Genomic DNA, 12,446 nt, shown 5'->3' on the forward strand with positions numbered 1-12,446 from the left:
GTAACCGCCGTTAAATCGACGTATTTGTCCTATTCATATTGCGGCACATTTTTTGAAAAAGGAGCCAGGTCAACATTCCACGGTAACAGTGCTTCTATCTTTTCCACCGTATCGGCTTCACCAATGCGTTCCAGCACATGTTGGATATAGGCCGCTGGCTCCAGATTGTTGGCTTTCGCTGTTTCAATCAGGGAATAACAGCAGGCACTGGCTCGGGCCCCTTGAGAACTGTCGGCAAACAACCACGCTTTTCTGCCCACCGCAAACGGGCGTATCGCATTCTCCGCCAACACATTGCTGATATTCAGATAACCGTGTTCGCAGTAGCCGATCAGCGATGCCCAATGGTTGAGCGTGTACTCCATCGCCCGGCGTGTCAGTGAGCCTTTCATCACTGAACCAACATTTTTCTCCAGCCACACTTTGAAGGTGGCAAGCAAAGGCACGCTGTGTTGCTGGCGAGCCTGATACTTATCCTGTTCGGCAAGCCCCTGAATGGCGCGTTCTATCCCGTACAGTTTGCCAATGTACCCTAATGCCACATCGGCCTTGGTGGGCGCAGTGTTTGATGTTTTTTTCCCTTTGGGTACCGCCTTGCCCGCTTCAACATATTTGCGCCGAGCATGATCCCAACAACCAATACGCACCAGTTGGTTTTCACGACATACCTCGGCATAGCCGGCATAACCATCGGTTTGCAAAATACCCGTAAAGTCCTGCAACAGACGCACGGGAACGCTCCCCGCACGACTCGGGTCATAATCAAACAAGACCGACGGTTTATCCGGTGGTCCCCCACGTACCACCCACATCCATTTGTCCGATTGGGCCGTTTTACCGTCTTCTTTCAGCACTTGAATGCGTGTTTCATCCATTTGCAGATAGCGACTGCTGTTTTGCACTTCACGCATTAAGTTAAGCAGCGGTTGAAATACCTCGGCTAGTCGGATGATCCAGTGAGCCATATTGGTGCGGGCTACCGAGTGGCCACTGCGGGCCACGATACTTTCCAGGCGGTACAGCGGCAAGCCATCGGCATACTTGGCCACGATGATATAGGCCAACAACGAGACGGTGGCAAAACACTTACCCAGCGGATGAACCGGGCGCTGAGCCGCGACGATAACCTCGTTACCATCGCGCTCAAATACCGCTTTTTCCTGCCAGTATTCGATAACTTTCATTTGGGCGGGAATATAGGCCAACTCTTCTTTGACCTTGCTGAAGAAAGTGCGACTGGCCCCGGCTTTTTCTTCGTCGGACAGGCACAACTCCACCCGCTCACGCAGTAAGTTATCGGAAAAACCTCGCTGCCGGGTGGTCTTTTTCGGCGAGGACGGCGTGGCCTCTTCCTCGGGCAGTTGTGCTGATAAAGCCTCAATCGCCACTTCCAGTTCTGCTTCATCGAACAGAGAAATCTGGTCGGCGTTGCGCTCGCTGCTGGCAGCAAACTGTTGGGCTCTTTTGAGCCGGAGTTGTTCTTCCAGCAACGCGACATAACGTTCCAGATGCTGGATAGCGTCATCTTTTGATTGGATGACTTCATCTTTAGACTGAAGCTGTTGACGTAATTCCACCACCAACTCAACCGCAGATAAACTGCGGTTGTCAGGTTGTTTGCTTGATGGGGGAGCAGGCTTTTTCATGAGGGAAATAATAACAAAAACAGCCGGATAATGCACGTTCACGGCTTAATTTACCCTGTCATAATGCAGTTTTTTATGTCCATTGAGCAGACGGATATCGTAACCATCCAGCAGCCAATTAATCTGTTCACCGGTCAGCGGCAACAGGTCATCAGCCAGGCTGGGCCACTTAAACTTCTCCTCGGCCAGTGCCTTATAATAGAGAACAAAGCCATTATCCTCCCACATCAGACATTTGATTTTATTGCGCTGACGGTTGGTAAAGGCATACAGTGCCCCGGTAAAGGGATTATGGCCCAGTTCCTGTTCAATCAGTGCCGCCAGACCATTCACCTGCTTACGAAAATCGATGGGGGCGCGATAAAGATAAATGTGCGGCATCGCCAGCGCGGGGCGTAAGTGATGGTTACGCATCAGAGTTGCCTGAGAATAGCGCCCAGCAAAGTGACATTGCTGTCATTGAGGCCAGTGATCACCAGCCCATTGGGCAATGAGAGTGTCAGCTCGGCAGAATTGACCGGTACCGTGGCGGTGACTTTGGCAAACCCGGGTGAAAGGGGATCTTCGGGCATGCGATATTTTTGCCGCCAGTAAACAAACTGGTGGTAAGTGAGTTGATGTTGCTGGCAAAAAATCTGACCAGAAAGGCCGGATGCCTGCCAGAGAGTAATTTGTTCACGCCAATAGTCGGCACGCTGTTGAGACTTCATGATGGCACCTCTGTATTAAATAAATGCAGAGGCAGTGTTGCGCAGCCAGTGGTTAAAAAACAGATGCTGATTTAAGGGCGCATACCCTGAACACGTCTGGATTGCTCGCCAGCCCGTAGATATGCGGTGTGGGGTGGATAAGTTAACCCAATATGTTGCCGAACATCTCGGTCAGACCTGGCAAAGTGAAGCCGCGTTTATTTTCTGTAATAAAGCACGCACTCGCATCAAGTTGTTGCGCTGGGATAAGCACGGGGTCTGGTTGGCGGTACGTCGATTACATCGCGGTCATTTTGTCTGGCCTCGAGAAGGTGACACCACCTGGACACTGACCACCGAGCAATTTTCGTGGTTGATAAAAGGCATTGACTGGCAACAGATCGAAGGCCAAATTTTGACGAAGTGGCAATAAAAATAACCACATAATCATTTGATTTAAATGATGATATTTAATCAATGTGGTAATATGATTGCCATGATGACATTGCCGTCCGACCTGACTAATGACCAATTACGCACGCTGGTGATAAAACTCCAGCGTGAGAATACTCGTCTGGCTGAGTTGCTGGCTCAGGCACGTCAAGCCCGGTTTGGACGCAAGGCAGAAAACTTCTCACCCGCTCAGCTCAGCCTGTTGGATGAGGACAGTGAAACTGATATTAGTGCGCTGGAAGCTGAACTGGAAAAAACCTTGCCCGCAGCACCACTGGCTACGGTAAATAAACCCAAGCGCCAGGCATTAGCCGCTCACTTGCCACGTGAAGAAATCAGGCTAGAGCCGGAGAGCGCAAACTGCCCACAGTGCGGTGATCCACTGCGTTTTCTCCGTGATGAAATCAACGAGACACTGGATTATATTCCGGCACAATTTATTGTCAGAAAAACGGTGCGTCCACAATACAGTTGCCCGTGCTGCCAGACGGTACACAGTGCCGAGTTACCGGCGCAGGTGATTGATAAAGGTCAGGCTGCCCCCGGTTTATTGGCACATATCACCATCAATAAATGTGTTGACCATCTTCCGCTGTATCGGCAAAGCCAAATCTTCGCTCGCGATGGAATAACACTACCAATCAGTACATTGTCTGACTGGATGGGTAAAGTGGGTGTTGCACTCAAACCCCTTGTCGAACGGTTGCATGCGTTACTCTGTGAGCAGAAGGTATTGCACGCTGATGAAACGCCACTCACCCTGCTGGCAGGTAAAAAAGGCACCACACAGCGTGGTTATCTCTGGGCGTATGCTTCTCCGGCAGCGGCAGAGCAGCGTATGGTGATGTTTGATTGCCAACCTGGACGCAATGGGGGCTATGCACAGACTTTTTTGACCGGTTTTACCGGTACGTTGGTTGTTGATGACTATGCTGGCTATAAATCACTCTTTGCTTCTGGCGCAATAAAAGAAGCCGGGTGCCTTGCCCACGTCAGACGTAAGTTCTTTGAGCAATACAAAGTTAACCATCACCCACTGGCCAAACGCGTACTGGACGGCATCCGCGAGTTGTACAAGTTAGAGCGGTTGATAAAAACGCGAACAACCCAAAATCGGCAACGATGGCGAAACCGTTATGCCAAACCGCATCTGGCTACGCTGCATGCCCTGTTATTAGCACAACAACATCAAGTTCCTGGTAACTCGGGGATCCACAAAGCTATCCTGCATGCCTTGAAACGCTGGCCAGCCTTGCTCTGTTATCTGGATGATGGCGCGCTCCCCATTGACAACAACCATATTGAAAACTGCATCCGTCCTGTGGCATTGGGTAGAAAAAATTGGCTCTTTGCAGGTTCACTGCTGGCCGGGCAGCGCATGGCCGGTATCATGAGTCTGCTACAAACCGCCAAACTCAATGGTATAGAACCCTTTACCTGGTTGAGCTTCGTTCTTACTCATATACCGACATGGAAAAATAGCCAACTGGACGAGCTGCTACCCTTCGCAAAAAACACCTTCGCCTAATTAGTACGAACAGAATAACCAATAAGGTTATTTACGCAAGGTGAGACCACCGGATGCTTACACTGGTCTTCGGCGATATGGATCTGTTTGAGATCCAACCCGGCTCTTCGCCGCGAGGATTGTTGGCAAAATACCTGTTTGCTTCAGACAACAACGCATTGCACTTTGAGTATCAGGAACGTAAAGATTTAAGCGGGGCACAGACACAAATCTCGACACTGCACGGTGTAGCACAGCATGATGCGTTTCTGAACCAGACCTTCGGCACTATTGGGAAGAACATTACCATCGTCTCTCCTTGGTTGACCTGGCAAAAGCTGGAACAAACAGGCTTTCTGACGTCGATGATCCAAGCGCGCTCGCGCGGCATTGATATCACCGTGGTTACGGACAAGAATTACAATACTGAACACGCCGATTACGAAAAGCGCAAAGAGAAGCAGCAGCGTCTTCACGCTGCGCTGGAAAAACTGAACGAGATAGGCATCGCGACGAAGCTGGTCAATCGTGTTCACAGTAAAATTATTATAGGGGACGAGGGGCTATTGTGTGTCGGGTCGTTTAACTGGTTCAGCGCCGCGCGAGAGGAGAAGTATCAACGGTACGATACGTCGATGGTGTACCGTGGCGAGAGCTTAAAAAGTGAAATCAAAACGATTTATACCAGCTTGGAACAGCGTCAGTTGTAAGATTGAAGCTAGTAATTTTGGACGGTATCGGTGTTCGGCGTACCAAAGTTAAAGCCAATGCGATGAATCACCATATTCATTGGAACCCGGTGCCAAGTAGTAGGGTTAGACTCTTGGTTACAAACGGGGAGATTACGCTTCTGCTTGGCTATGTTGTAACGCTTTGCAGATGAAAGGTTGATTTCAGGGGTAATCACTTACAGTAAACGGGGATTACTCTTTCACGTTTATGGCGTAAAATGACGGTATTTACGTTTTTATCTATCGGGGTTTCTTGCATCTATGACTACTCTCGTTTTCTCCTATTCCCATGCGGATGAAGCATTACGCAATGAGCTTGAAAAACATCTGTCGCCCTTGAAGCGGATGGGAAAGATCACCACGTGGCATGATCGCCGCATCGTTCCAGGGCAGGAGTTTGAACACCAGATTGACCAGTATTTTTCCGAGGCTGATATTATTCTGCTGCTGATCAGTAGCGATTTCATCGCGTCTGATTACTGCTATCAGGTTGAGATGGCTAACGCGCTAGAGCGTCATCAGCGGGGCGAGGCAGTAGTCATCCCGGTGATATTAAGAGATTGCGCCTGGCATCGGTTGCCATTTGGTAGCATTATGGCGGCGACAATCGACGGTAAGCCCATAACTAAATTTGCCAGCCACGATGAAGGTTATGTTCAGGTTGTTGATGCGGTATCTCGTGCCATTGCAGAAATGGAGACGAAAAAGCCTCAGCAGAGTGTAAATGTTCATTCTCCTGCTTCAATCCACCCAGGTCTTCAGGCGACAAATACTATATTTACGCCGCGATCTAGCAACCTTTCTCTTTCAAAGAGTTTTACCGATCTCGATAAAGATCGGGCCTGCCGTGAGGGTTTCGAATATGTTGCCCGTTTTTTCGAAAATTCATTGGCCGAACTCAAAAAGCGCCATGCGGGGTTAGAAGTTGATTTTTACCAACGTGACGCTGATTCCTTCAATTGTGCTGTTTATATAAATGGTAGCAAAGTTGGTCAGTGTGGTATTTGGCGCGGCAGTCGAAATATGGGATTGGGTGATATTTGCTACAGTCAGAATGGCGTGAGCCACAATAGTTGTAATGAAAGTCTGAGAGTTGCTGATAATGGGCAAATTCTTGGTTTCCGTCCAATGATGGGTTTTTTGGGTTCTAGGGGCTCGCAGGATTCACTGCTTACCAATGAAGGAATGGCTGAGCATCTCTGGGATATGTTTTTTAACTCAATTCAGCAGCGTTCCCGCTAAACACTCACTTACCAGACGTTGGTACAGGGTAGGGATTGCAGGAACTTTGAAGTCACGTATTCAGAATGTAGCGTTTGTGATGGGTGACTGTTGTCATAGCCACAAGCAAAAGCACTGCTAACAAAAATTTTTGTACTTTATGCTGCTGAAAATGCTCGTAGACCTGATTAAACAAATCTGCCACATCTATTGTGAACTGCACCACATCTCCACCAGCATCCTTGCCGTAGTGGCGCAGTTCACCCGGTAACGCGTTACGCTTTTTTGCGCATCTTATCGACCCATTCGTTCATCATTTCTGCTTCGTAGAGAGAGGTTTCCGTCCAATCACTCTGTGAGCGTAAATAATAGACATAGGGCTGTGTGTCGAATGCGTGTTGCCCTTCAGGCAACGCCAATGGGAAGAATTGATCCACATAGGTCATGCATATCAACCACCATTCCAACTGCTTAAGCATATCGTTATCGCCTTGTTGCACGAAAAGGCAGCCAGGATACTGATACTCGGTTTGCACACGGGTATTTGCATGGTAACAGCCATCACCTTTTGTCACCGTGTTTTGCCAGTATTCACCGATGTGTTTCGCCAGTATCGGCCCGGTGTCAGGATCTTCGGTAGGGAAGAAAAACGTGCCATGCAGGTAATAGCCTTTTTGATGGCCATATTCAAGATACCAATATGCCCCCACGCAATGCTCAAATTCCGGTATGCTGCGCAATTCGCTTAAAAGTTGTTGGCGATCCTGCAGCATCCGTTCCAGTGGAGTATCCGCGAACAATCACCGTTTATTACGCCTATCGATATTCTCCGGGCCAGACAGGCAACGGGGTTGATGAAACGCCGGGGTTACAAGGCCATCACCCATATCACCAATGGTAAAAATCAACGACAGGTGACACATCCGTGAAAATCGACCTGAATATTGAAGCCGACAGTATCCTCGTACTGGGATTGAACATGGGGAGGATAGCCGTTGATGTTGATAGTATCGAGCTGGCTGAATTGATGAAGGCGGTCAATAACCACGGTTATTCGCTGCAGAAAACCAGTGGATCCGAATACGCCAGTGTGACTTCGCCTTGCTCATTACCCCTTGCAGAAGGGCTACAAATCCTCATTGACTGGTTGCAGGACAATATTGATTGTCACTCAACGCTCATCTTCGATAACGATGAAAAGATGACCGACTCCAGCAAACTGTTGCCTTGTGTGGAACAGGCCTTGAACATGGTTCTCAACCTTCAGTCCATGGCAAATCAGTCAACGTAATAACCGCCATAACGTATTCCCCCTAAACAAGCATCAACGCTACCCACTGGGTGGCGTTTTGCTTAAATAAAGGAAACTAAATCATGTCAGCATTCACCCACACTGAACCAGAAGTGTTAACCGGCCATACCGAAGTTATCTGTTCCACCAGCATTGAACGTATCGTTACTGGTCGTAATGCCGCGCTGGAACAGATCAAAGCCCTTATTCACCAGCTTGAGAGTATCTAGGCCATCACCAGCAGTATTGGCGGTGGAGTGGCAAGAGATTGGGCCATGCGACAAGACTTCCGCTGCGGTTGCTGGCTTATGGAAAAAGCAGAAACGGCCATGAAAGTGATCACCCGCAATCTTGATCGCGTTATATGGCGGGATCTGATGAAGCGCTCCGGCATGCTGAGTTTGATGGACGCTCAAGCCCGTGACCAGTGGTACAGAAACCTAGAGGGGGATACTATTCCTGCCATCAGCGAAGCCAGCATACTCAGTACCTTTGAGCACCTGCATCAGAACAAAGATGAAGTATTCGAGCGAGGGGTGATCAACGTCTTCAAATCGCTCTCCTGGGATTACAAAAGCAACCATCCCTGCAAATTTGGCAAGAAAGTGATCGTCAACGGTTTGGTAAGTTACAACCAATGGGGGTTTACGCTGAACCACAGTTACCGGCGGGACCAATTAGCGGATCTTGAACGAATGTTGTTCCTGTTGGAGGGCAAAGCGATACCGGATAATCGGAGGGATGTCACCGCTCGGCTGTATGATCATATCAGTGCCCACCGACTGAGGGCGGAGGTTTATGAAGATGAGTATTTTACAATCAAATATTTCATGAAGGGGTCAGCGCATCTGACATTTAGAAAGCCTGAGTTGATGGACAAGATGAACGATATTATTGCCAAACATTACCCTGGCGTGCTGCCGGAACGGGTATAAGCCAACGGTACATGTGAGATTGCATTGGCTGTAACTTTATCTAAGGGTGCCCTCTGGTAGGGCACTATTAAATCTGGCTGCCGGTTAAGTTCCAAAAGCAAACGCTTATAAAGGGAAATACGCGATCATTGCAGGGATTATACCCGATTAACTTGAACATCACAGAACTCCAGCCTTCAGAAGCAAGAGGGACAGCTTTTATGCGATCACAAACGAGCTTATCCTTACTGGAATCATGTAGGCGTTCGAGTTCGATTTTCTGTTCTGCGGTGATAAATATCATCATGGCAAAAAGCCATGATCCTCGTAGCGAACAAAATCAAGCATTTTCAATGATCAAGGGGTAAATTAATGGGCCAGCATTTCATGGACAATTTGTTCTTTACTTAAGGAATATGGATAATAAGTAGGCCAGTTATTCATCTCTTTCAGTAAAATATCCTGAGACTTATCACCAGTATAAATATGAAAGTGCTGAGATTTTCGTGGTCCGATAATATGGTCGCTAAATTGAACATATTTAGGTGCTTTGGACTGACTGTCTTGGCATTCAAACAGATAACGCACGCCCTTTTTACCAGAAGGGTAATTCAATATTTTAAATCCTGAGTATGCGTACTTACATGAATTAACGGCATCACCCTTATGAAAATCAATGACATTGTTCTCGATGCCTATCATATCAACATCTGTCGCATAGCCCTCTTTATAATAAGCTTTGTACTCTTCCTGCGTTTTATCGCCTTTTTTCGCTTTTTGAGCTAAAACAGGATCTAAATCCCCATTTAGTAAATAAGAATTTAACGACTGCCAAACGCCATCCCAATCGCTCAGCTTTCTGTCTTTTACTTCTTTATCCTCAAAAATACCTTCACTGGCTTTTTGTTCCACTTCGGTTAGCGGTATTCCATGACTATGGGCGTTGGCAAATGATGGAATGCCAGTCAGTAATATTGCTAAGCCGAGTAGGTGGGTAGGGATAATATTCGGTGTCATCAATTACTCCTGATTAGTTAATTATAATGTATCCTTCATACTTCAAGTTGCTTGGGTGTTGGCTGCATTACTTGGCCCACAAAGTGCGGGGCTGCTGCAAGCAGATTTGTCACTTACCCTGCTGGTCAGCGCTTGCCGCCTACAAACAACGCGAATTATTTCAAGTATATACCTTTGATATCCGGTTGAGTTGGATACGTAATATCACTCTTCATACCAAGGCTCGATAGGGTCTGGATAGGTGCGCCACTTCTCGGGCCCTTCCGCCATTTCCTGGTCCGTGAGTAGCGCGGCATCAAGTCGGATGCGTAATACGTTTTCATTCATTTCCATCCCGATAAAAACCAGCTCCTGACGAGCATCTCCTACGTTATCAACCCAATGGGAGGCGATAAAGTTGCGGGATTCTGTATCCGTTGGCCACTCCTCTTGCGGAACGCTTACCCACCACATTCCCCCAAGCCCCTGATGTGCTACACCCCCTGCCTGTGACCATGTACCGGCATATTCCGGGCGGCTGGCGAGCCAGAAATATCCTTTTGACCTGATGACACCGGCCAACTCATTTTCCATGATCTGCCAGAATCGGGTGGGGTGAAAGGGACGACGAGCCCGGAATACAAAGCTGGATATACCGTATTCCTCAGTTTCAGGCAGATGTTCACCACGTAATTCTTTCAACCAACCGGGGGCCTGTGCCGCCTTATCGAAATCAAACAGACCCGTGTTAAGTACCTGATCCAGTGGAACCACGCTATATTGCGCGTTGATGATTTTTGCCACGGGATTAAGAGAGCGGATAATGGCGACGAGTCGCTCTTTCTGAGCCTGATCTATCAGATCGGTTTTGTTGAGGATAAGCACGTCACAGAACTCAATTTGCTCAATAAGCAGGTCTACAACGCAGCGTTCGTCCTCTTCCCCTAAAGATTCACCGCGTGATTGAATACTGTCTTCAGATTCATAATCGTTTAAAAAATTCCAGGCATCTACAACCGTTACCATGGTGTCCAGTTTGGCAACCTGCGACAGACTTTCTCCATCATCACCGGCAAAGGTAAAGGTTTCAGCAATCGGTAAAGGTTCCGAAATCCCGGTTGATTCGATCACCAACTGGTCGAAACGCCCCTCTTTGGCCATCCGGTTCACTTCCAGTAACAGATCTTCGCGTAGCGTGCAGCAGATGCAGCCGTTGGTCATCTCTACAAGCTTTTCTTCTGTCCGGGAAAGTTCTGCACCACCATTTCTGACCAAGGCCGCATCGATGTTCACTTCAGACATATCGTTAACGATAACTGCAATGCGCCTGCCTTCACGGTTATTTAAGATATGATTGAGCAGCGTGGTCTTTCCTGCTCCCAAGAAGCCAGATAAAACGGTAACGGGTAGTCGGCTATCTTTTTTCATCTCTACTGAAACGTCTGACATCGCTTACGGTTCTCCTACCATATTATTGACAGATTTTAACCAGCCCATCTGTCACGTCTGCTGGTTGAGATAAATCTCCCCAGACGTTTGAGAAGCATCAATTTTTGCTTTATTTGTTATGTTATAACGTTATAAATGTAATTACCAGTTCGACAGTGACAATTTATCCGGGGCCTTGGGTTGTCAACGCCAAGATTTATGACCAGTACTGTGCACACGATTATCGTGCCATCCAGCGCCAGTTAGGCATGAAGACGAAGGGTAGTCGGTGATGATGAAGATTCGACTGTTGCCGGAAGGCGGCGTGATATACGGCCTTCATCCTGCCAAAGCCGTAGCCATTTGAAGATAACGTTATCATTGACGCCGTTTTCACGGGCAATCTGAGCAACGCAAGCTCCGGGACGGGAAGCCAGTTCAACCATACGGAGCTTGAAGTCATTCGAATAATTCTTACGGGGATCTTTCGCCAGGATTGGGATCCCATACTTAGATGTCCGTCTGTACAGATGGACGTCTAAGTTACCAGTACTGGCTTAATGACTACGCACGGCGCTGGGTTTACGCTTACGCATTCTGAGAATGCATATCCAACTGATTTTAAATGGAATATTTAAAAAACCTGAACCATTCACCAAATGACATTGTAAACAAAAAGATACGGTGTGGCGTATAAGAACCGCCGTATTAAGAGGCGCATTTGACGCGTTTCGATGATCATACTGGTCGACTGAGGCTTTCTTTCCAACATGTCTTCCATCAAGAAGACATGTTGGATTGTATTAACGTCGTAATACCCCCTTGATATTGCGTTTTATAGCAAGAAAGGTCAGGAGCATCCCCGAAAGTGTAAAAAATAGCGCTACGATGGCCGATATGCGCAACAAAATGCCATTAAAGCTCTCACCGTCACGGTAATCCATTATATGCAAACGCCAGAAAAAATCGTAAAGAGCCCAGAAGTTATTACGTGCCGATAAATATTCCCCCGTCCTGCCATCGAAATAGAGGCGAGTACCATAGTCATCATCGAACTGGACTTGCCAGACCCCCTTCTTTCCGTACATCTCATCAACAATACCTAAGCGGTATTCTGTGCTATCAAGGCGCTTTATCCGCTGAATTTTCCCCTCCCCCTGGTGCAGTGTTTTTGCAAATTGTGAAACCTGTTCCTCTGTTACTTGCGGGAAAGATTGGCCATCAATGGTCATGGTGAGAACATTTCCTGATGCTTGCTGAAGTCGATAAGCAGGACCAATGGCGCTGACGAAAGTTGTGATGTTAGTTATATCTTCACTGCCTAAGGTTGATAGATGCTTTTGCCAGCCTGTAGGGAGTATCACCGTTGGCTTGACCAAAACGTTCCCACTTTTAGTGATTTCATTAAAAGGAATAACGGAGAAAACAACCCCACCTAGTATCCATAAAAAAAGCTGAATGAACATAAGGTAAGAAAGATAGCGATGAAGTTTTAAAGCGAATTTTTTCCAGTTTTTCATGATGATATAGTTATTAGTGTTAAGGTTGAACTGAACATACTAGTCGCGCT

At 47.5% G+C, this 12,446-nt stretch carries 11 protein-coding genes and 5 pseudogenes; 7 read left to right on the forward strand and 9 right to left on the reverse strand.

Annotated elements, in window-relative coordinates:
• Window positions 1-29: 29 nt before the first annotated feature.
• Genes IO95_RS21375 through IO95_RS21385 form a run of 3 tightly spaced genes read right to left on the reverse strand, consistent with a single transcriptional unit; the run spans window position 30 to window position 2,356 of the window.
• A complete protein-coding gene (locus tag IO95_RS21375; RefSeq protein ID WP_037386844.1) occupies window positions 30-1,646 on the reverse strand; it encodes an IS66 family transposase in 1,617 nt (538 codons plus the stop codon).
• A 45-nt stretch (window positions 1,647-1,691) separates the two neighbouring features.
• Window positions 1,692-2,060 carry an IS66 family insertion sequence element accessory protein TnpB gene (gene tnpB / locus IO95_RS21380; RefSeq protein ID WP_037385264.1) on the reverse strand — a complete coding sequence of 123 codons (369 nt, stop codon included), beginning with the start codon at window positions 2,058-2,060 and terminating at the stop codon, window positions 1,692-1,694.
• The gene (locus IO95_RS21385) at window positions 2,060-2,356 is read right to left on the reverse strand and encodes a hypothetical protein (RefSeq protein WP_037387189.1); all 297 of its coding nucleotides are present in this window, start codon (window positions 2,354-2,356) and stop codon (window positions 2,060-2,062) included. Before IO95_RS21385 ends, tnpB (IO95_RS21380) begins: the two co-directional genes overlap by 1 nt.
• Before the next feature lie 100 nt (window positions 2,357-2,456).
• Between IO95_RS21385 and tnpB (IO95_RS21390) the strand changes: the two genes are divergently transcribed.
• The 4 genes and pseudogenes from tnpB (IO95_RS21390) to IO95_RS21405 all read left to right on the forward strand — a co-directional run bounded on the left by tnpB (IO95_RS21390) (window position 2,457) and on the right by IO95_RS21405 (window position 6,268).
• A complete protein-coding gene (gene tnpB, locus IO95_RS21390) occupies window positions 2,457-2,768 on the forward strand; it encodes an IS66 family insertion sequence element accessory protein TnpB (protein ID WP_037383168.1) in 312 nt (103 codons plus the stop codon).
• A gap of 54 nt (window positions 2,769-2,822) precedes the next feature.
• Entirely contained in the window at window positions 2,823-4,316 is a 1,494-nt protein-coding gene (locus IO95_RS21395) for an IS66 family transposase (RefSeq protein WP_051791328.1), read from the forward strand.
• 62 nt (window positions 4,317-4,378) lie between these two features.
• Window positions 4,379-5,005, forward strand: a pseudogene (locus IO95_RS21400) (phospholipase D-like domain-containing protein); the annotation flags it as partial.
• Window positions 5,006-5,287: 282 nt separating this feature from the next.
• Window positions 5,288-6,268 carry a toll/interleukin-1 receptor domain-containing protein gene (locus IO95_RS21405; protein ID WP_023492581.1) on the forward strand — a complete coding sequence of 327 codons (981 nt, stop codon included), beginning with the start codon at window positions 5,288-5,290 and terminating at the stop codon, window positions 6,266-6,268.
• A 254-nt stretch (window positions 6,269-6,522) separates the two neighbouring features.
• Here the strand turns inward: IO95_RS21405 and IO95_RS21410 are convergent, their stop codons facing one another.
• On the reverse strand, window positions 6,523-7,020 hold the full coding sequence (locus tag IO95_RS21410; RefSeq protein ID WP_037384781.1) for a hypothetical protein: 498 nt from the start codon (window positions 7,018-7,020) through the stop codon (window positions 6,523-6,525).
• 9 nt (window positions 7,021-7,029) lie between these two features.
• Here IO95_RS21410 and IO95_RS24515 point away from each other — a divergent pair.
• From IO95_RS24515 to IO95_RS21420, 3 genes and pseudogenes are all read left to right on the forward strand, one after another.
• A pseudogene (locus IO95_RS24515) lies at window positions 7,030-7,176 on the forward strand (TA system toxin CbtA family protein); the annotation flags it as partial.
• The gene (locus IO95_RS26360; RefSeq protein WP_037384783.1) at window positions 7,173-7,538 is read left to right on the forward strand and encodes a DUF5983 family protein; all 366 of its coding nucleotides are present in this window, start codon (window positions 7,173-7,175) and stop codon (window positions 7,536-7,538) included. The pseudogene IO95_RS24515 and the gene IO95_RS26360, both read left to right, overlap by 4 nt.
• Before the next feature lie 83 nt (window positions 7,539-7,621).
• A pseudogene (locus tag IO95_RS21420) lies at window positions 7,622-8,473 on the forward strand (DUF4942 domain-containing protein).
• A 157-nt stretch (window positions 8,474-8,630) separates the two neighbouring features.
• Here IO95_RS21420 and IO95_RS25430 read toward each other — a convergent pair.
• The 5 genes and pseudogenes from IO95_RS25430 to IO95_RS21440 form a co-directional block, all read right to left on the reverse strand.
• A pseudogene (locus tag IO95_RS25430) lies at window positions 8,631-8,759 on the reverse strand (IS630 family transposase); the annotation flags it as partial.
• Between the two features lie 62 nt (window positions 8,760-8,821).
• Window positions 8,822-9,469 (reverse strand): metal-binding protein ZinT, encoded by a 648-nt coding sequence (gene zinT, locus IO95_RS21430; protein WP_037384785.1) that lies wholly within the window; start codon window positions 9,467-9,469, stop codon window positions 8,822-8,824.
• 204 nt (window positions 9,470-9,673) lie between these two features.
• Window positions 9,674-10,897 carry a zinc metallochaperone GTPase ZigA gene (gene zigA / locus IO95_RS21435; RefSeq protein ID WP_023492827.1) on the reverse strand — a complete coding sequence of 408 codons (1,224 nt, stop codon included), beginning with the start codon at window positions 10,895-10,897 and terminating at the stop codon, window positions 9,674-9,676.
• Window positions 10,898-11,163: 266 nt separating this feature from the next.
• Window positions 11,164-11,384: pseudogene (locus IO95_RS24525) on the reverse strand (transposase); the annotation flags it as partial.
• Window positions 11,385-11,679: 295 nt separating this feature from the next.
• Complete coding sequence (locus IO95_RS21440) at window positions 11,680-12,396, reverse strand: hypothetical protein (protein WP_037384788.1); 717 nt, start codon at window positions 12,394-12,396, stop codon at window positions 11,680-11,682.
• Window positions 12,397-12,446: the final 50 nt, after the last annotated feature.

The sequence above is a fragment of the Serratia sp. DD3 genome, assembly GCF_000496755.2.